Raw genomic sequence first — 19,375 nt, 5'->3', positions numbered from 1 at the left:
TTTTCTTTACCTCAAATAATCAACTTTACTTCTATCGCAGCTTTAATGGAAACGTTATATCATAAAGGAGACGATCATGACACTTGAAGAATGGAAAAAAACAAGCCAACGGCAGGATGGATAGAAATGGGCGAAGATAGCGAATTCTTTACGAAAGAAGCCATCCAGACCACAAATGACGTATTGGACGAGTACGTAGCGCGTCTGGAGCAAATGGGTTCTAAACCGGCAGAAGAAAAAGTGATGAAGGCCGTCGAGTTGGTCGTCACACGTTTGAATAAAATGAATGATACGTATGATTACTTTATTGAAACGGACGAAAGAGAAGATTTATGTGAATTTATCAAGGAAAAAGACGAAGAAATAAAAGAAGCTTTTGAAGAAGCGTGTGAGGAAAATTGGACAGAAAGTGACAAAGACACCTGCATAAAGCAGCTGATGAAAGAGAAACACACTTATGAAAATATGATTGAACAAATTTCAGCTGGCGTTATTCCCAAGATGGAGGTTGAAATGGAACTCACAGGAGGCTGCTATTTATTTGGCTGTAAGCAGCATGACCATTCGGAATATGAAGGATAAAGAAAATAATGTCTTTTTTTTGGGGAGGTGAAAAGATGGATGATCAACAAGTAGAGGTAGAAAAACAAATTGTATCATATATTCGCACAAATTGCTCGAGCGGTATTTGTTTTAAAGAAGAGCTGCTATCTATGATCAGTCCCAAAAGTAACCTTGATTATACAATTGCCGGTTCCAGCCAGGTGATCGAATGGGGAGAACGTCAGCTCATTTTAACGGAGAAGCTGGTAATGCGGCCGACAGATAAAAAAATACTGTTCGCTTATTTAAAAAAGGAATGTGAATACGGAGGGCATACTTTCGATTCTCTTTTTAACAAAATGAAAGTCGACAGAAGATTATTTTCCATCTTGAAAGGAAAAAAAGTAGATGATTCAGAAAAGCTAGCGTCATTCCTGACATGGCATTTTCCTGAAATAAACATTTGACAGTTTAAGAATCAATAAACCCTTAAAACAGAAGGTGAAAAAAGGATCGGAAAGGAGCGCTTAATGTGCAGCTGACAATACGAGCGGTGGGGACGAATGTTCAGGTTCTTTCGCATCTGCTGGCAAAAAATCCAGAAAACGTGTATGAGCGTAAACAAAAAGGGCATCTCGTTCGCTTTTTTTATCGTGTGTTTAAAGAAAACGAAGTAGAGGCAACGATATTTGTCACGCCGGACCCGATTGAGCTGTCGAACAGCCGGACCAACTCATACGATATTACCCATTATATTAATGACCGTGAATTCGCGGTGAGCAGTATTTTTTGTTCATTTATCCGTAATGCGCTCGGCACAGCGCTGAACGGTCAGCCAAAAGAGGAGTATGCGGAATGGGTCCCTCATCCGTTTGATCTTTATGTGGAGTTCGGTCCTGTTGTTTCGTCGCTTTCAGATAAGCAAATCCAGGAGCTGTTTGAGCCGCTTGGCTTCAGCGTGGACATTACATATGGAGAGACCGATTATACAGCAAACTTAAAAGACCGGAGCACGGCCCGATTTCTTTCATTACGCGGGATGAAAACATTGCAGGACACACTGCGCCAGTTGTTTATCCTCATTCCGGTGATGGACAACTATAAGCATTATTACATTGATGAAAAAGAAATTGAAAAGCTGCAGCGTTATGGGGAAGGCTGGCTGGAAGAGCATCCAAAACGTGAATATATTTACCGTCAGTCACTTCGTTTTAAAGAATTGTACAATGCAATGGAGAAAACAGAGCCAGCTCAAGAGGCAGTAAAACAAGAGAAAAAAGTGCGGCTGAACGACTTGAGGTATGAGAAGATTATCAGTCTTGTTGAACAACAGGAGCCGAAAACGGTTGTTGATTTCGGTTCGGGGGAAGGAAAACTGACAGTCCGGCTTGGTTTTTTGCCTGGTGTGCAGGAAATACTTGCGGTGGAGCCTTCTGAATCTGCTTCTTTACAGGCTATTCGGCGTTTTGAAAAAGCAAATGAAAAAAGCGGTTTTGTTCAGCCGACTCCTATGTGGGGATCGCTTTTTTATTACGATGAACGGATGAAAGGAAGAGATGTGATTATTCTTTGTGAAGTGATTGAGCACATTGATGAACATCGTCTGCCAAAAGCAGTTGAGACAATTTTACATGAATACCAGCCAAAAACGTTCATCGTGACAACGCCTAATCGTGAATATAACGAAGTCTATAATATGAACGAAGCACTTCGCCATACCGATCACCGCTTTGAATGGACAAGGACTGAATTCGAGCGCTGGTGCCAGGAGCGAAATAAAGACCAGGCCTACAAGCTTCAGTTCGACGGTGCGGGAGAAGAGCATGAGCAGTATGGCTTTCCGACCCAGATCTGCGTATTTACAAGAAAGGAGGAGGAAAGATGAACATTTCATTGCCACATGCAGGTATCGTTTTGCTGATCGGTCCATCAAACAGCGGAAAGTCAACACTTCTGAAAACCCAAATCGACGGGGGAGACATCAAGCAGTCGGAAGTGATCAGCTCAGATGCGTTTCGAGTGTTTGTCAGCGATCAGGAATTTATGGACTGGCGCGGCATGCCAAAGGATGAAGCGGGGTATGCAAAAGACGAATACCGGGCCATATCAAAAGAAGCGTTTGCGATGATGGACGCTTTTATTGAAGCGCGGTGCCGTTTAAATAAGCTGTCGATCATTGATGCGACAAATCTTCAGCCGGACGACCGGAAGAGGTACCTGCACATTGCAAAAAAACATCATGTACCTGTCATTGCGGTGATATTGGATGTATCAGAGGCAGAGCTTCTGAAACGGGATGCAGGGCGTGAGCATCCGCGGGGGAAACGCCGAATTAAGCAGCAATACCAGACGTTTAAGCGGGAAAAACGTTTTATAAAAAAAGAAGGGTACAAAGCGGTTTATACGGTTGATTCCACAGAAGATCTCCACATTCGCCGCCAGACGAATCCATTGGAAATCGACCTCGGAAACGGTATTGACGTCATTGGCGACATTCATGGCTGCTTTGATGAAATGACTGCGCTTCTTGAAAAACTCGGCTATTTGAAAAACGAGCGGGATCTGTACGTTCATCCAGAAGGACGAATGTTTTTATCGCTTGGCGATATTATGAGCCGGGGACCAAAGTCTCTGGAGGCGATGCTGTTTTTCCATAAGCACGTACAAGCAAACCTTGCTTACATGATTGACAGCAACCATGGCTGGAAAATTGCCCGCTGGCTGGAGGGACGAAAGGTAACATTGAACCATGGAGATGAGCGCGTAAAAGAGGAGCTTGACCGTTTTGAAGAGCGGGCTGGAAAAGAAAAAGCAGAAGAAACAAAGCAGGCATTAAAGAAGCTGCTTCTAAAGGCTCCGTCTCATTACGTAGTGACAAAAAACAGCCTGCCCGTTCTTATTTGCACACATGCAGGGATCAAAGATGTATTTATTGGGAAGCAGTCGCCGGCGGTGCAGGATTTTTGCCGGTACGGCGATACAGACGGGTTTGATGAAAAAGGAAAACCGGTGCGGAAAGACTGGTTTATCGGCCACGAGCGGCAGACACTCATTATATGGGGGCACGATCCAAAACCGCGTCCGCTCGTCATCAATAATACGATCAACATTGATCAAGGAGTCGTGTTTGGCGGTGAGTTAACAGCTTTTCGCTATCCGGAAAAGGAATACGTATCCGTTCGGGCAGCAAAAGATTACGCGAAGGAATCAGACAATCCTTTGCTCGAATGGGAAAAAAACCGCTTGAATCCGCCGAATATCGCAAAGTTCATTCATGGCTACAACGTGCTGACAAAGGAACTAGGAGAAGTCCATGTTTCAGCGGATATTGTCAAGCCGGCGATTGACGCTGTCTCGCACGTGACAGTTCCAATTGAGCAGCTCGTCTACATTCCGCCAACGATGAGCCCGACGCCGGAAACAGCTTCCGCAGAAAGGTTCATGGAGCACCCTGCTGAAGCATTCCATTACTATCGAAGCAATGGAATTCAGACCATGATTGCCGAAAAGAAGCACATGGGCAGCCGGGCCATCTTATTTTTGTTTAAGAATCGTGAAGCGTCAAAAAAATATACGGGCATTGATTCACTCGGTGTGATCTACACGAGAACCGGTCGGCGCTTTTTTAACCGAAATCAGGAAGAAGAGCTGCTTGCACAATTATGCCATGACTTAACAAAAAGCGGCTACTTTGAAAAATATGAAACGGATTTTGTTCTTCTTGACGCGGAAATCATGCCATGGAATGTAAAAGCAAAAGAGTTAATCAGCAGTCAGTATGCGCATGTGGCTGAAAATGCGGTGCTGGACCGGACGAGATTAGTGGAAAAGCTGAAGGTGTCTCATGATGGACAGGAAAAAGTAAAGGAATGGCTGGAAGAGTACAAGCAAAAGCTTAAGAATGCCGATACATTTAAGCAGGCTTTTCAATATTATTGCTGGGATGTCGAGTCGATGGAGGATATTCAAATTGCCCCATTTCACATTCTGGCACACAGCGGCCAGACCTTTTTTGATCAGCCGCACACATGGCACATGGAGATGAACTGCAAGCTTGCCGGCATGTCTCGCTTTTTTGTCGAAACAGAGTATAAAACGATCACAGATGAAGCGAGCGAAAAAGAAGTGATCGACTGGTGGGAAGAAATTACAAAAGACGGACACGAAGGCATCGTCATTAAGCCTGAATTTTTCATCGCGCACAATAAAGAAAAACTGTTGCAGCCCTCGCTGAAGGTTAGAGGAAAAAAATACCTGCATATTATTTACGGCATGGACTATTTGCTTTCACAAAATTTGGAGAGGCTGAAAAAAAGAAACACAGGAAAAAAACAAAAAACGGCCCTGAAAGAATTTGCACTTGGAATAGAAGGAGTTCAGCGTTATGTATCCAGGGAATCTTTGGAACGTACACATGAATGCGTTTTGGCTGTACTGGCATTGGAATCCGATCCCATAATTGATCCACGGCTTTAACCATTTACAGCTATTTATTTTGGGGAAAATTACAGTTTATGAAGGTGGTAAATATTCTCCGATGGAAGAACTGAACGGTGATATTAGCTTCGAACCAACAGAGGATCTAAAGAGTTTAAATGTTTCAGAGACATATTTTGATAGTGAAAGTAAAGTTGGAAAATTTTATAACATCATTGAACAACATGGATTTTCTAAAAAGTGCAGTAAGAAACAGCCCGTAAAAATAACCATTGTTCAAGAAGAAATGTAACAAGTTGAGGTGTTGGTTGAATAAAAAATCAACACCTTAAAGTGTTTATCCTTTAAAAGAAGTGGCCTGGGCTCTAGTATTTTGAGTAATAAAATGAAAAGACTTCGTGCTATTTATTTTACCATCTTGCAAAAACAGCAAGATGGTTTTTTGTGTCCGAAATTACGTTTAACGTAAAACGAGAAATTCTTTTTGTTTGCTGCTTTGTACGTAAAGAAAAAGCAGGAACCCTGTATACTTTTCTGCTGTTTATTGTTTTAAATGAGCGGGGTCTGGAACCGTCTTTGTTTCAAAGAGGGACGTTTAAAAGGGAAAAAACCAAAAGCCTTGTGAAAATTAACCTATGGATATCGGTTGCTTTCCAATAGTTAGAATCGTACAACCCGATGAAGAGTAATTGTAAAACAAGAAATGATGAGGCGCCCGAGTCTCCACATACAAGAGATTTTTTTGAGCCTTTTTGTGTGTTTTTCTCAATCAAACTCTTAAGCATCCGCATACTATATTTTGAACAACCATTCTTTTTGAAAGGAGGTGAACTTCTATGGGAACTGGTCATTCTTCATGCAGCCTTTTTGAGATTTTCCTTGGGTTTTTAACGGGTGTGGCATGGTTGCTGCTAGTAGTATTGGGGATAGTATCTAGTTTTTTGGGGTTGGTTGGCCTGGGAAGCATTGCTACTGTTTTAAACATCATTATTGCAATAGTCGGCTTCCTTGCTTTTCTTCTTTTTGGATTTTGCATATTCAAGAGAGTGTGGCGTTGTTGCTTTGGTTAAAAAGTAGATGCTAATGGAGTTAGTTTTTTACAAGAGGCTGTTTTTAATAAATGATTAATTCGTTTAGCCGCCACTAATATGGAAAACGAACAGCAAGCCCTCCTGCACAAGAAGGGCTTGCTTTTGCATTGTTACATTTCTCCGTCAACGACTTCTTTTAAAATCTCATACGACCGTTTTTGTTTATCCTGATCATAAATGTAAGAGACGGCCATAATTTCATCCAAGCTGTACTTTTCCTGGAACCTTGTCAGCTGTTCCCTTATAGAATTTTTACTTCCCATCAGCGTCACACTTGACATGGAGGAGGCCATTTGTTTCTCCGGCCCGCTCCACAGCTGATCCATGTTTTGGACTGGAGGACTTAACGGCGTTTGGGAGCCGCGTACGACATTTAAGAAAAACTGCTGCATCGTAGTTGATTCAAATTGGGCTTCTTCATCCGTTTGGGCTGCAATTACATTCAGGCAGACGATCATGTAAGGAGCGTCTAAATATTGTGATGGCTTGAATCGGCTGCGATAAATAGAAATGGCCTCTTCCATATATCTTGGAGCAAAGTGAGAAGCAAATACATAAGGCAGACCTAGTTCAGCTGCTAAAAACGCGGAATCCGTCGAAGAACCGAGGATGTAAAGCGGAATATTCGCGCCGACACCAGGGTATGCTTTGACCATTCCTTGCTGCTCTTTCGGTCCAAAATATGTAAGAAGCGCATTGACGTCGTCCGGAAATGTATAAACCGTGTCATGCTGCGATCTTCTTAGCGCACTGGCGGTTTTCATGTCTGTACCAGGCGCACGCCCAAGGCCTAAATCCAATCGATTTGGATAAATCGCTGCCATCGTGCCAAACTGTTCGGCTACAACCAGCGGAGAATGGTTTGGCAGCATAATGCCTCCCGATCCGACACGGATATGTTCGGTATGTTCCAGCGTATGTTTAATTAAAATAGATGTAGCTGAACTCACAAGTGTTGGCGTATTGTGATGCTCAGCAATCCAATATCGTTTATAACCCATTTTCTCTGTCGCCTGCGCTAAATCAACCATTGCATTGATGGCTTCTTTCGCGTCCTGTCCAGTGCGGATAGGGGCTAAGTTTAAGACCGAGACAGGTATTTGTGTAGTTGTCATTCGATTTTGTCCTTTCTTGGTGAAGTGTCTATACTATCGTAACAGTGGAGACGCTGAAAACAAACTTAAATGCTTAGGAGAAACATGAACACCAGTTATGAATATGAACGAAAGAATCGGGAAAACTGTCGATGATTCCTTACAAGCGAAAGGAGTGAGAAGCAAATGGTAAAACGTAAAGCGGCCAGAGATGCTGTGGAAAAATATGCGAAAACACCGAAAAAAAATATTGAGGAAACGGATTATTCCGCAGAATTTGCGGCTGGGGAAGAGCCAATTAAAGGGGCAAACCGCAACTCTCAACTTGGCCGGAAAGGCAGAGGCAAATAACGGGCGATAAAAAGGTGTTTTAAAAGGAGTGAGTGTAATGGGGCAAAACAACCAGTTTAAGCCTGGCCAGAAGGCGCCAAACAATGGATTCTATGTGGAAATTGGCGAAAAAGGAACGACGGTAAACGACCCGCAAAAAGTAAAGCTCGAAGCGGGCGACCATTTTCCGGAAACGACCAACCATAACCGTGTTTGGACCCACGCGCCAAAACCATAAAAGCCGCATAAAACACTGTGCCCTTTTGGATGTGCTAATTTCAGCGCTGACAAGAGGGTGCTTTTTAATGCCTTCTGGAAAAAAACAAGAAGGGAACTACGCGTGCATCTTTTCCTATGAGAAAAGAAGCGTTAATCATTTAACAGCATATATTGGGAAAAATGCGCATAAACTGGATGATTAGAAACAAATTATTAAGTAATGAGAGAAGGGAAGTGAATGGACTTGAAAGAAGATATTGAATTTATCAGGGATATTATGCTGGACAAGCTTGAAGAATTAAATGACCTAATCGAAACGGGGGGAAGGCTTAGTCCGAAAGTCGAAATGGCTTTTGCTCTAGGAATTCAAAGCCTGCTGAACCAATCGATTAAAAAAATAGAAAAAGAAGGACGCCAAAGCCAGCCTGCCGCGAAAAAATCAGAGTATGAAACGCTTTCTTCCATTGCAAACAAATAAGTATAAACAGCAGATGAAAAAAGCCTTCCTAACGCACGTATAGGTTGGCTTTTTTTGTATGATTAAAAATTTTCTATATAAGTTGAACGAAAGATTCTTACTTTAGAAAACAGTGGCTGTTTAGGCTATTGGGTTTCGTATAGGTGTAAAGATGATCATGATTTGTTTTGGAATCCATCCTGTCAAACAATCCCTTATGTACGCAGGCATGAGTCGGTCTTATAAGAAATGTCTGCCGGGTTTGAACAGGAGCCGACAGGTGAAGCCGTGTGCCCGCCGCCATGTCGGCTCCTGTCAAAAGCAGCAAGCCAAAACGGCTCTCACACAAAAGCAACAGTAAAAAAGGGTGATGAAGTTGGTTTTGGTGATGCAGGCTACTCTTTAGGGGTCACCATCTGGCAAAAGAAAAAAATGATAAGGTCGACTTATATAGGTTGTCTTTTGCCCACATACCGTTCATCACTTCTGTACACCTGTACTATGCAGCTCACGGTACTTGGTCGGCGTCATGCCTTCCTGCTGTAAAAAAAGCTTGTTAAAGTAGCTTGTGCTTGGATAGCCTGCTTTTTCGGCAATATCTTTTACATTCATATCGCGATGGTCGAGCAGCCATTGCTTGCTTTGCTGAAGGCGGCATAACGTTATAAACGACATCGGTGTCATATGCACAGCCTGTTTAAAAAGACGACAGAAATAATAGGAGCTGATTCCCGCTTTCCCTGCCCAATAACTAAGCTCAAACGGCTCGCATGCTCGCTGCTGCATAAGAGGAAGAAGCGCCCCGATCCGGCTATTATGCTCAGGCGTTTTTTCTGCATTCCACGGCTCTGCATTTGTCATGAATCTAGTAAGAAATGCGTAGGTGAGCGTAGAGAGCTGTGATAATTGTAAAAAACTATGTGTTTCCGCTTCCCAAAGCAGCTGTTCATGCGCTTCGATGAGCGTGGGCACATCATGAATATGCCAAAGGGAAAACCAATGAAAGCCCCGGCTTGATAAAAGGGCGTTCAGCTCCTCACCGTAAAAATGAACCCAGCGGATACTCCATGGATCTTCTTTACTGCTGTAATATTTCTGTTCATGCATCGGAAAGTAGAAAAAAGCATCGCCCCGCTTTAAACAGCGCACCTCTCCTTCGACTTCTACAAAACCAGACCCTTCAATGACAAAGTGAATGCTGAATGTCGTCCACGTGCCCGCTTTCCGGTCCACATAATGATCCAGTTCGTCCCGGTACCACCCAATCGATTCCGGCAGAACAATATAGTTCGGTTCCTGCAGCATCGGCAATAAATATTGTCTGCGCAACTCATCACGTCCAATCGCAATATTCTTTTAGGTCATAAGCAAAAAGCTTCTATATCTTGTTTATTTTTGGTTTTGTATAATGACAATACCATATTATGAAAAAGAAAAGAGGAGTGGGAGAAATGAATAAAATCCGCTGGGGTATTCTCGGCTGTGCAAGCATCGCAAAAAGAGCGGTTATTCCAGGGATTCAGCAGTCTGAAACCGGCGTGGTGAAAGCGATTGCCAGCCGTGGAATCGACAAAGCGAAAGAAACGTCCACAGAGATGAGCATTGAAACAGCATATGGGAGTTATGAGGAATTGCTCGCTGATCCTGAAATTGATGCCGTTTACATTCCGCTACCAAATCATTTGCATAAAGAATGGACGATCCGCGCAGCAGAAGCAGGCAAGCATGTATTATGTGAAAAGCCGGCAGCGATTGATGCAAAGCAGGCAAAAGAGATGAAAGATGCATGTGAAAGGGCGAAAGTCCTGTTTGCGGAGGCGTTTATGTACCGCTATCACCCGCGTTATACAATGATTCAAGACATTATTCAATCGGGAGAAATTGGAGATGTTCGCAGCCTGCACGGAACATTTATGTTTAATAATGAGGGGGATCAAAACAATGTCCGCTATAAAAAAGAATGGGGGGGCGGGTCATTATACGATGTAGGTGTGTACCCAATCAGTGCCGCACGTCTTATTCTCGGCCAGGAGCCTGCTGCCGCCTCTATTCACGCGTTATTTTCACCTGAGCATGATGATGTGGATATGATGGCGTCCGGTATATTGGAGTTTGACAACGGAGTGGCGCTCACGTTTCAATGCGGCATGTGGGCTTCTTTTCAAAATGAATTGTCTGTTGTCGGCACAAAAGGGCGGATAGACGTACCTTCTGCTTTTGTTGTTCATCAAGACGAACAGGATCATTTTTTTGTTTTGACGGAAAACGGGCGGAGAGAAGTGGAAGTGCCACGGCTGAATCAATATGCCCTCCAGGCAGACGCCATCGGACGGAGCATTTATAGTGGGGAGCCGCTTCCGTATGACGCGTCGGATGCGGTGTTAAATATGCGCGTGCTCGATGCCTGCTTAACGTCCGCAAGAGAACAACGGCGGGTAGAACTAGAATAGGAGGAATCTAACATGAAAACCATTTCCATTCCGGGACTTTCAAAACCGGTCTCTACACTCGTTCAAGGGTCAGACTATTTTTCACCGGATGTGTATGAAAAGGTATGCACGGTATTGGACAGCTTTTTTACGATTGGCGGTAATACAATTGATACGGCGCATAACTATTGCGACGGCAAAAGCGAGGTCGCGATCGGCCAATGGCTGAAAGAGCGGGAAAATCGGGAAGACGTTGTCATTTTAACGAAGGGTGCCCATCCGAAAGGGAACGGTCCGCGCGTAAACCCGGAGGCAATCAAGGAAGATCTTTTGACGAGCCTAGAGCGGCTTGGAACAGATTACATTGATTTATACACACTGCATCGCGACGATCCGGCTGTTCCGGTTCACGTTATTATCGATGCGCTGCATGAGCATGTGACGGCCGGACGCATAAAAGCAATTGGCGTTTCCAACTGGACAGTTCAGCGGATTCAGGAAGCGAATGAGTATGCGGCTTCTCAAAATGTAATCGGATTCACCTTCAGTAGCCCGAATTTAAGCCTGGCAAAGCCAAATGAACCGTTTTGGCCGGGCTGTATCTCGGTGGATGAAGAGGACGTTAAGTGGTACGAGGAAAACCAAATGCCGCTTTTGTCATGGTCGTCACAGGCGCGCGGCTTTTTCACCGGCCGTTTTACACCGGAGGACCGAAGCAATGAAGACCTCGTCCGCGTATTTTATAGCGACGCCAACTGGGACCGGCTGCATCGTGCTGAGCAATTGGCAAAAGAAAAAAGCGTCAGTCAAATTCAAATTGCGCTCGCCTACGCACTCAATCAGGCATTTCCAACATGCGCAATTATCGGGGCTCAAAACGAAACCGAGCTTCTTTCCTGTAAAAAAGGGGCGGACATTGTGCTGACGAAAGAAGAAGTGGATTGGCTGGAGAATGGCGGGAATGTACATAAATCTTGGTGATTGGACACAACGGGGTCTGAATGGGCACAAACTTTGATAAGTGGACATAAATTCGTTTAAATGGACACAAATCCCGATAAATGAACACAAATTTAAAAAACTGGACACAAATGAAGAAAATGCGGACCTGAAAAGGATCCGCTTCTTTTTTACAAAAATGTCCGCTGCACTTTGTGCCAGAACGAATTGTTTTTGAGTTTGACCGTTTTAATAATTTTCCCCGACATTTCCACTTCAATGTTTTTTATACTTTGTACACTGAGTGCTTCGTTATCAAGACCGATAATCGGATAGTCATTGCCGTCCTGCACGATGCTTAGCGTCAGCTTGCGGCTGTCGCCTAAAACGAACGGCGAGCCGAGCGTACGGAACTGGTTGTTGTTCAGGGATGCAATTTCGCTTACCTGCATGCACGGAATACGCGGATCCACAACGGCCCCGTTCAGCGACCGGTTATACGCGGTGCTGCCTGTTGGCGTAGACACGACAATCCCGTCACCACGGAACGTTTCAAAATGCAAATCGTCAATATGAATGTCGATGACGAATGTTTTAATAATAGATGAGCGGACTGACAGTTCATTTAAGCAATGAAAATGAGTATGGCCGTCTAAATGAACATCAAGGACCGGATAGCGGCGTACTTCTACGCCGGCCGTTTGAATCGCTTCAATCATTGCATCACGATCGTGAATGTGGAAGTCGCAATACAAGCTTGCTTCGACTTCATCCGTTACCCCAACGTACAGGCAGTCATCACGGAACCCCGATTTTCGGACCGCCTGCAAAAACGCCCCGTCTCCACCAATCGCTACAATAATATTCGCATCTGCTGAGCGGTCGACAATGGTAAATCCCTGCTCTTTAGCAATTGTCATTAGTGCTTGGATATCGTTTAGTTTTGCAGGATCTTTTTTATAGGAGAAAAACATATTTCTTCTTGATTCCATTGGCTCAAAACCCCTTTAATATACAAGATACATCCATTCTAATTTATAATGGCGGCAATAGTAAAGGAGGACGTCAGGTAAAAAAAGTAATTGTCATTGGTGCGGGACTCGGCGGTTTAGCGGCTGCCATCATGTTACAGTCAAAAGGAGCTGCTGTAACAGTATTGGATGAAAACCTGCATGCCGCCGGTAGGAAAATGATGAGTATCAACGCAGGAGGATTTTATTTTAACTTCGGTCCGGATATAATGACAATGCCGCATGTGTTCAAGGAAGTGATCAGGCAAACGGGCAAAAATCCGGATGACTACTTTCAATTTGAAAAAGTGACCCGCCATACGCGGAATTTGTTTCCGGACGGCAGCGAGCTGTGGCAGACCACAGACTATACCGATATGGACATTTTTTGTTTTCAGCTATTAACTGTAGCTGCCAAAAAAGACGTTAACGAACAAGTGATAGAGTGCATAAGCTCCTTTAGAAAACGAGATGCGGCAGGGCTCAGTCGAAGTCAGAAAGGGGCAGTATTCTCGGAGCTGCGCTTTCCGTGGGGCAGGCGCTAAGCTCAAGCTTTACCGCTTTGCGGCTCGCTGATCTTAGCTGCCCGGCGCGCAGTGGTGGCTGGTTCAGCGTTTGCCCCTGCTGTTAGCGCAGTCCGGCAAGGCTTCACCTATCGGCTCCGGTTCAAAAAAGACAGATGAACTGGATAAACGAGTCGTTTCCATCTTTAAGCGTTGCATTTGTCGATTCCATTTCGCGGTGAAGATTTTCGCTCGAAAATCCCACTTGAAAAATGAACTTCTTCTTGACAATTTTGTTCTTCAACAATATGAAAAGGCTGTCTCCAAATGGAAGACAGCCTTTTTTGGGTTTTGGTCACTGGGTGAACGGATCGTCCGCTTCTTATTTGAAGGTAAGGTACGCATTGAGGGGTTCTTCGGAATGGGTGTTACGCTTCCATCGCCTGTTCGTTTTCCTGATCTTTGCGCATCAAATAAAGCGTGAAGAGGTCTTTTGGTACTTCGTATAAATCAAATACAGCTTCGGTTTTATTTAATTTGGCATATACATCCGGGCGTGTTTCATTGGCCGGGACTACATAAGGCAGTTTTTCTGCAGCTTTACGTGAGCGGATATTCACTTTGCGAATCGACATATAAATAGATTCAATGCCTGCCTCGTAGAACAGCTCTTTGAAAAATTCTTCTTTGGCCGGCGCATTGTAGCCTTTGCCGTGATATGGCTTGCCAAGCCATGTGCCGAGAAAGCCGGCGCCGTTTTGTATGTCATATAAGTTAATCGTGCCGATCGGATTGCCCCATTCATCAAGGATCGTCCGCGAAATCATTTCGCCGCGTTCCTCTGACTCAATATTTTGTTTTGTCACGAAAACAAATTCTTCATAAGACTGGACTTTATGGCGCACAAAAGGGAAGACTTCCGGGTGCGTCATCAAATCAAACAAAGTATGACTTTCATGAACATCGCGCTTCTTCAACATGGTAATTCCCTCCTTTTTACATACTGAGGGTATAACGGTTCATAAGCGTTCCGATTCACCCTCGAAATTTTTTAACAATCAAACAAGACCATGACAACATCAGCCTGTCCACAAAAAATTTCGGGATGGGAATCGAACCCATTAGAACCGATTGAAGAAACCGGTGGCGCACCATTTGCCTTCCCACTACAACTAGCAATAATATGTCGTTGTTATTTTCATAATATAAGATTTTTACCCGTTTGAAAATAGGTTTTAAACGTAAATTTAAAATTTTTTCGACATTTTTTTAAAAGCTTTAATTTACTCTGCTGCAGCCGGAGCTTGAGAAAAAAAGCCGAAGCACTGTCAGCAGAAATTGATGCGCAATTCAGCGATGTGTACGCTGCTTAACAATCAAAAAGAAGACGATGCTTATACGCTTTATACTGATTTAACAAAAGCAGAAGTAAAACAATTGAGCCAAGCCATTGATGCACTGGCTGAACCTCTTTCGCAGCTTGGTATCGGACGGAGGTGTTGTAATGTGGATGACCTTAAAAAAGAAGAGTCACGGCGTAATGTACTAAAAGCGGACGGAATTGGTGTGACGGGCCTGTTGGTCGGAGCATCAGGCGCCGGCAGTTTGCTTGCGTTCAAAGCGTCAGCCGATCAAAAAGAATCGGCTGTGGCGGCGATAGCGGAAGGCAAAGAGATTGGAAAACCTGCCTCGAATGTGCTGATGCCCCCGGGTGACACATTTGAAGCGAGCGGTCTTGACGCTTCAAATATAACGATTAAAACGGGTCAAAAACAACCGCCGGCAAATTCGCCCACAGCCCTTGCAAATGGAGGCGGAAGCATGAAACTTTGCGCCGCTCTTACTCGTATGCGGACAGACTTGATCTGAAAACAGGCAGCTTTGATGCAGGGCTGTCGTTTATTAGTTGCCAAAAAAGTATTCAAGAACAGTGTTTTCCGGTTCAAACCCGTCTGGCGAATAATGATAAATTGAACGAATATACGGTTCATCGTGAAAGTGCTGTTTTTTCAGTGTGAAAAAAGGAGGCTGGATCGCTGAAAGGTTATTTGCTTATGCTTGCCGCTGTTTTGTTCATTGTATGCGGAATGGGCGTACAAAGTGCATCCGCAAAGACCGGCACAGACGCTTTATTTGTACTAATTGGTGATGCGATGATGAATGTGAAAAAACGGATACTATACGGCGGTCGAAGAAAATATGGCAAAATTTCAAGAAGAGTGGAAAATGCTTAGTGCGGCGTCTAAAGAAGTGGATGCAGCAATGTCATCTGTTGAAAAAGCCGTCCAGGAGAAAAATCAGGTCGGTGCGGCATTCGCTGTGCCGTTTATTGAGGCGGCCCTCTTGTACCCGACGCTTGAAACGGTTTTAACGCAGTTCCTTCTGCCTATTGTCATTATGGCACTTGCTGTATGGATGAAAAAAAACAAGAAACACTTGCTTGACAGACGATTTAAAGAAGGTTCATAATAAGAGCAACATTCGAATAAACCTTTCCGGGGCAGGGTGCAACTCCCGACCGGCGGTGATGGGCGCTAAAGCCCTTAGTCCGTGACCCGCATACGTGCGGTGGATCTGGTGCGATTCCGGAGCCGACAGTGAAAGTCTGGATGGGAGGAAAGGACAAAACGCGTTTTCTGAATTTTTTTCAGGAAGAAAACGTTTATTTCTTGATGACCAAAAGCCCCGTATTGACAATCAATGCGGGGCTTTTCTTTGTCCAGCTTCAGGCGCCATCGGTTCGAGGTCATAAGACAAGCCCTTCTGGAGGCAAAAAGCACCTCCTTCAGCACTCGTCTTATGCTTGTCACCGATAAACAAGCGCCTTACGTTTTTCTTGTGTACAGGCGGTATTTTGAAAAAAGGGGGTTCCCTTCTAATGAATGAAGACCAATATATGAATCTTGCACTGTCGCTTGCCCAAAGCGCCGCGCACCAAACATCACCGAACCCGCCCGTAGGCGCTGTTGTCGTAAAAGATGGACGGATTCTCGGAATGGGCGCCCACTTAAAAGCAGGAGAAGCACATGCAGAAGTAAATGCGCTCGCTCAAGCAGGTGATGAGTCAAAAGACGCTGACATTTATGTGACACTTGAACCATGTGCCCATTTTGGCAAAACACCACCATGCGCTGACCTTATTATTGAAAAAGGCATACGGCGTGTGTTCATTGCCGCTGTTGATCCGAATCCGCTTGTAGGTGGAAAAGGCATCGAAAAACTGCAGGCAGCCGGAATTGAAGTCAAGACCGGCATTTGCGAACAAAAAGCAACGGAATTATTAACACCTTTTTTTCATTTTATTCAGACGAAACGGCCTTATGTCACGATTAAAACCGCTGTCACCGCCGACGGCAAAACAGCCGCCCACACCGGGCACAGCCGCTGGATTACGAGCGAGGCCGCCAGAGAAGACGTACACCTTCTCAGAAGCCGTCACGATGCTATTTTAACAGGCATCGGGACCGTCCTGCTCGACAACCCGCTCCTCACCTCCCGTCTGCCCCAGGGAGGGAAAAACCCGATTCGGATTTTACTGGATACGCATTTACGCGTTCCGCTTGATTTTCATATCATTCAAAACAAAGAAGCAAAAACGATTATTTTTTGCGCAGCGGATGCACAGACGAAAAAACAGCGTGCCTTAGAAGATGAGGGAGTCACAGTCATCCGGCTGCCGTATATGGCTATTGATGCGGTGCTTGATGAACTGGGCAAAATGAATATTATGACGCTTTTCGTAGAAGCTGGGGCTGAAATGAATGCGTCGTTTTTAGACATTGGCGCGTTTAACCGACTCGTCATGTATATGGCGCCGAAATTAATCGGCGGAAAATCCGCTCCGTCCTCTTTTGGCGGACTTGGCGGCTCCTCCATGGACGAAGCACTTGATCTTGCGTTTATTTCGATGGATCGGATCGGTCCGGATTTGAAAATCGTCATGGAAAAAAGGTGATCACATGTTTACAGGTATAATAGAAGAAATCGGTACCGTCGAGCGAATCGTCCGCGGCGGCAAATCGCTGCAGCTGACGATTGCGGCCAAAACCATGCTGACAGATGTAAAGCTTGGCGACAGCATTTCCGTAAACGGAGTCTGCCTGACGGTAACGGCATTTACAAAAACAAATTTTGCGGCCGATGTGATGCCGGAAACATTTAAATCAACTGCTCTTGCGTCGCTCACGCCCGGAACGCGCGTGAACTTAGAACGGGCGATGGCGGCGAACGGCCGGTTCGGCGGTCATTTTGTCTCGGGACATGTCGACGGTGTCGGTCATATTGTCTCGAAAAAGCAGGAAGAAAACGCACTTTATGTCACGATTTCTTATCCGGAAGGGCTTGGCCGTTACTTTTTATACAAAGGCTCGATTGCACTTGACGGCACCTCGCTTACTTTATTTGGCGTAACGGATAACGACGTAACGGTGTCACTCATTCCGCATACGCGCGATGAAACGATTTTAGCGTCTAAAGGCGTTGGGGATGCTGTTAATATTGAATGCGACATGCTGGCAAAATACGTCGGCAATATGCTGGAGAAAAAAGAAGCACCTAAGCGCGGCGTCACCATGGATTTATTAAAAGAGAACGGCTATTTGTAAGGAGGAACATCCATGTTTGCGACAGTTGAAGAAGCCATTAACGATTTAAAACAAGGAAAAGTAATTATTGTCGTTGACGACGAAGACCGAGAAAATGAAGGCGACCTTGTCGGCATTGCAGAACTTGTCGATGGAGCTATGATCAATTTTATGGCAAAAGAAGGACGCGGTCTCATTTGTGTGCCGGTCGAAGAACAGATTGCGCACCGGCTTCATTTTCACACAATGGTGGAGCATAATACGGACAGCCATGGTACGGCGTTTACCGTCAGTATCGATCATAAATCCACAACAACAGGCATTAGTGCTTTTGAACGGGCGGATACGGTAAAAGCAATGGTGGATGATGCGTCCGTGCCGGCTGATTTTAAACGGCCGGGGCATATTTTCCCGCTAATTGCTAAAGCAGGAGGCGTGCTGCGGAGAACCGGGCATACCGAAGCTGCGGTTGACCTGGCGAAGCTTGCTGGGTTTAAACCGGCTGGTGTTATTTGCGAAGTCATGAACGATGACGGTACGATGGCCCGGCTGCCAGAGTTAGAATTGATGGCGAAAAAATTTGATTTGAAAATCATTACGATTGAACAGCTGGTTGCTTATCGCCGCGGTCGTGAAACATTGATTCGCCGAGAAGCGGACATTCAGCTGCCGACTGATTTTGGTTATTTCCGTGCGGTTGGCTACGAAGAAGACTTAACCGGCAAAGATCATGTGGCACTCGTGAAAGGCGATATTTCTGGCGATGAACCGGTGCTTGTACGCGTTCATTCCGAATGTCTGACAGGAGACATTTTTGGCTCTCATCGCTGTGACTGTGGTCCACAGCTTCATGCAGCTCTTCAACAAATTGAAGAAGAAGGCCGTGGCGTGCTTTTATATATGCGCCAGGAAGGCCGCGGTATCGGGCTGATCAACAAGCTGAAAGCCTACGAATTGCAGGAGCAGGGATATGATACTGTGGAAGCAAACGTCAAGCTCGGCTTTAAAGATGACCTGCGCGATTACGGCATTGGCGCCCAAATTTTGCGTGACCTCGGCATTTCAAAAATGCGGCTCTTAACAAACAATCCGCGTAAAATTACCGGCTTAAACGGCTACGGGCTCGATATTGTAGAACGCGTACCAATCGAAATGCCAGCCAATGACGACAATCGCAACTATTTAAAAACGAAAATTTCAAAGCTTGGCCACTTATTACATGTAAAAGAGGAGAATGAATAATGGGAAAAACATTTGAAGGACATTTAATTGGAAGCGGACTAAAAGTAGGCATCGTTGCCGGTCGTTTCAATGAATTTATTACAAGCAAGCTGATTGGGGGCGCACAAGATGGATTTATCCGTCATGGCGTTGAGGAAGAAAATATCGATATCGCCTGGGTGCCGGGTGCGTTTGAATTGCCGCTTGTCGCTAAAAAAATGGCTGACAGCGGAAAGTATGATGCGATTATTACGTTGGGCGCTGTGATTCGCGGTGCAACAGCCCACTTTGACTATGTCTGCAGCGAAGCGGCAAAAGGCACCGCGCAAGCCGGCATGCAAACAGGAGTACCAGTAATCTTCGGTCTTCTGACAACGGATACGATTGAACAAGCCATTGAACGTGCAGGCACAAAAGCAGGCAACAAAGGCTGGGATGCAGCGATGTCCGCTATTGAAATGGCGAACTTGCTTCGTTCATTCGACGCATGATATAATCGCTAGCGTGGCTGAGGCCTGC

23 protein-coding genes and 1 riboswitch are annotated in these 19,375 nt (G+C 45.0%); of the genes, 19 read left to right on the top strand and 4 right to left on the bottom strand.

Annotated elements, in window-relative coordinates:
- Window positions 1-126: 126 nt before the first annotated feature.
- The 6 genes from BA724_RS06080 (at window position 127) to BA724_RS06050 (ending at window position 6,050) form a co-directional block, all read left to right on the top strand.
- The gene (locus BA724_RS06080) at window positions 127-582 is read left to right on the top strand and encodes a hypothetical protein (protein ID WP_141719881.1); all 456 of its coding nucleotides are present in this window, start codon (window positions 127-129) and stop codon (window positions 580-582) included.
- Between the two features lie 35 nt (window positions 583-617).
- Window positions 618-1,010: a hypothetical protein gene (locus tag BA724_RS06075; protein ID WP_069937762.1), complete on the top strand. Its 393-nt coding sequence runs from the start codon at window positions 618-620 to the stop codon at window positions 1,008-1,010.
- 65 nt (window positions 1,011-1,075) lie between these two features.
- Window positions 1,076-2,428 carry a 3' terminal RNA ribose 2'-O-methyltransferase Hen1 gene (locus tag BA724_RS06070; RefSeq protein WP_069937761.1) on the top strand — a complete coding sequence of 451 codons (1,353 nt, stop codon included), beginning with the start codon at window positions 1,076-1,078 and terminating at the stop codon, window positions 2,426-2,428.
- Window positions 2,425-5,019, top strand: coding sequence for a polynucleotide kinase-phosphatase (locus BA724_RS06065; RefSeq protein ID WP_069937760.1), 2,595 nt, complete (start codon window positions 2,425-2,427; stop codon window positions 5,017-5,019). Before BA724_RS06070 ends, BA724_RS06065 begins: the two co-directional genes overlap by 4 nt.
- A gap of 19 nt (window positions 5,020-5,038) precedes the next feature.
- A complete protein-coding gene (locus BA724_RS06060) occupies window positions 5,039-5,272 on the top strand; it encodes a hypothetical protein (protein WP_141719880.1) in 234 nt (77 codons plus the stop codon).
- 544 nt (window positions 5,273-5,816) lie between these two features.
- The gene (locus BA724_RS06050; protein WP_069937757.1) at window positions 5,817-6,050 is read left to right on the top strand and encodes an ABC transporter; all 234 of its coding nucleotides are present in this window, start codon (window positions 5,817-5,819) and stop codon (window positions 6,048-6,050) included.
- Window positions 6,051-6,181: 131 nt separating this feature from the next.
- On the opposite strand, the gene BA724_RS06045 is transcribed toward BA724_RS06050, so the two are convergent.
- Window positions 6,182-7,186: an LLM class flavin-dependent oxidoreductase gene (locus BA724_RS06045; RefSeq protein ID WP_069937756.1), complete on the bottom strand. Its 1,005-nt coding sequence runs from the start codon at window positions 7,184-7,186 to the stop codon at window positions 6,182-6,184.
- Window positions 7,187-7,351: 165 nt separating this feature from the next.
- Between BA724_RS06045 and BA724_RS18540 the strand changes: the two genes are divergently transcribed.
- The 3 genes from BA724_RS18540 (at window position 7,352) to BA724_RS06035 (ending at window position 8,192) form a co-directional block, all read left to right on the top strand.
- Window positions 7,352-7,516, top strand: a complete 165-nt coding sequence (locus BA724_RS18540) for a hypothetical protein (RefSeq protein ID WP_169818512.1) — start codon at window positions 7,352-7,354, stop codon at window positions 7,514-7,516.
- 37 nt (window positions 7,517-7,553) lie between these two features.
- A complete protein-coding gene (locus tag BA724_RS06040) occupies window positions 7,554-7,733 on the top strand; it encodes a YjzC family protein (RefSeq protein ID WP_069937755.1) in 180 nt (59 codons plus the stop codon).
- A 219-nt stretch (window positions 7,734-7,952) separates the two neighbouring features.
- The gene (locus tag BA724_RS06035; RefSeq protein ID WP_069937754.1) at window positions 7,953-8,192 is read left to right on the top strand and encodes a hypothetical protein; all 240 of its coding nucleotides are present in this window, start codon (window positions 7,953-7,955) and stop codon (window positions 8,190-8,192) included.
- Window positions 8,193-8,651: 459 nt separating this feature from the next.
- Here the strand turns inward: BA724_RS06035 and BA724_RS06030 are convergent, their stop codons facing one another.
- Window positions 8,652-9,500, bottom strand: coding sequence for a helix-turn-helix transcriptional regulator (locus BA724_RS06030; protein ID WP_069937753.1), 849 nt, complete (start codon window positions 9,498-9,500; stop codon window positions 8,652-8,654).
- A gap of 122 nt (window positions 9,501-9,622) precedes the next feature.
- Here BA724_RS06030 and BA724_RS06025 point away from each other — a divergent pair, with 122 nt between their 5' ends.
- Together BA724_RS06025 and BA724_RS06020 are read left to right on the top strand one after the other, a co-directional pair.
- On the top strand, window positions 9,623-10,621 hold the full coding sequence (locus tag BA724_RS06025; protein WP_069937752.1) for a Gfo/Idh/MocA family protein: 999 nt from the start codon (window positions 9,623-9,625) through the stop codon (window positions 10,619-10,621).
- 12 nt (window positions 10,622-10,633) lie between these two features.
- A complete protein-coding gene (locus BA724_RS06020; RefSeq protein ID WP_069937751.1) occupies window positions 10,634-11,581 on the top strand; it encodes an aldo/keto reductase in 948 nt (315 codons plus the stop codon).
- A 149-nt stretch (window positions 11,582-11,730) separates the two neighbouring features.
- Here BA724_RS06020 and BA724_RS06015 read toward each other — a convergent pair whose 3' ends face one another.
- Window positions 11,731-12,531: an NAD kinase gene (locus BA724_RS06015; protein WP_069937750.1), complete on the bottom strand. Its 801-nt coding sequence runs from the start codon at window positions 12,529-12,531 to the stop codon at window positions 11,731-11,733.
- Between BA724_RS06015 and BA724_RS06010 the strand changes: the two genes are divergently transcribed.
- Entirely contained in the window at window positions 12,522-13,094 is a 573-nt protein-coding gene (locus tag BA724_RS06010) for an NAD(P)-binding protein (protein ID WP_169818511.1), read from the top strand. The genes BA724_RS06015 and BA724_RS06010 overlap by 10 nt on opposite strands.
- A gap of 386 nt (window positions 13,095-13,480) precedes the next feature.
- On the opposite strand, the gene BA724_RS06005 is transcribed toward BA724_RS06010, so the two are convergent.
- On the bottom strand, window positions 13,481-14,032 hold the full coding sequence (locus BA724_RS06005) for a GNAT family N-acetyltransferase (protein ID WP_069937748.1): 552 nt from the start codon (window positions 14,030-14,032) through the stop codon (window positions 13,481-13,483).
- A gap of 361 nt (window positions 14,033-14,393) precedes the next feature.
- Here BA724_RS06005 and BA724_RS18805 point away from each other — a divergent pair, with 361 nt between their 5' ends.
- The 7 genes from BA724_RS18805 to ribH all read left to right on the top strand — a co-directional run bounded on the left by BA724_RS18805 (window position 14,394) and on the right by ribH (window position 19,347).
- Complete coding sequence (locus tag BA724_RS18805) at window positions 14,394-14,921, top strand: hypothetical protein (RefSeq protein WP_069937747.1); 528 nt, start codon at window positions 14,394-14,396, stop codon at window positions 14,919-14,921.
- Complete coding sequence (locus BA724_RS18800; RefSeq protein WP_245676157.1) at window positions 14,882-15,070, top strand: Dyp-type peroxidase domain-containing protein; 189 nt, start codon at window positions 14,882-14,884, stop codon at window positions 15,068-15,070. Before BA724_RS18805 ends, BA724_RS18800 begins: the two co-directional genes overlap by 40 nt.
- Window positions 15,071-15,251: 181 nt before the next feature.
- A complete protein-coding gene (locus tag BA724_RS05990; RefSeq protein ID WP_083256100.1) occupies window positions 15,252-15,521 on the top strand; it encodes a hypothetical protein in 270 nt (89 codons plus the stop codon).
- A gap of 18 nt (window positions 15,522-15,539) precedes the next feature.
- Window positions 15,540-15,677, top strand: a riboswitch (FMN riboswitch).
- Window positions 15,678-15,930: 253 nt separating this feature from the next.
- The gene (gene ribD, locus BA724_RS05985) at window positions 15,931-17,007 is read left to right on the top strand and encodes a bifunctional diaminohydroxyphosphoribosylaminopyrimidine deaminase/5-amino-6-(5-phosphoribosylamino)uracil reductase RibD (RefSeq protein WP_069937744.1); all 1,077 of its coding nucleotides are present in this window, start codon (window positions 15,931-15,933) and stop codon (window positions 17,005-17,007) included.
- A 4-nt stretch (window positions 17,008-17,011) separates the two neighbouring features.
- The gene (gene ribE, locus BA724_RS05980) at window positions 17,012-17,656 is read left to right on the top strand and encodes a riboflavin synthase (protein WP_069937743.1); all 645 of its coding nucleotides are present in this window, start codon (window positions 17,012-17,014) and stop codon (window positions 17,654-17,656) included.
- A 12-nt stretch (window positions 17,657-17,668) separates the two neighbouring features.
- On the top strand, window positions 17,669-18,877 hold the full coding sequence (locus tag BA724_RS05975; protein WP_069937742.1) for a bifunctional 3,4-dihydroxy-2-butanone-4-phosphate synthase/GTP cyclohydrolase II: 1,209 nt from the start codon (window positions 17,669-17,671) through the stop codon (window positions 18,875-18,877).
- Window positions 18,877-19,347: a 6,7-dimethyl-8-ribityllumazine synthase gene (gene ribH, locus BA724_RS05970; protein WP_069937741.1), complete on the top strand. Its 471-nt coding sequence runs from the start codon at window positions 18,877-18,879 to the stop codon at window positions 19,345-19,347. Before BA724_RS05975 ends, ribH begins: the two co-directional genes overlap by 1 nt.
- Window positions 19,348-19,375: the final 28 nt, after the last annotated feature.

This window comes from Domibacillus iocasae (genome assembly GCF_001750285.1).
GTDB lineage: Bacteria > Bacillota > Bacilli > Bacillales > Domibacillaceae > Domibacillus > Domibacillus iocasae.
The sequence above is the reverse complement of the archived record's forward strand: the minus strand, read 5'-3'. Positions and strand labels throughout refer to the sequence as shown.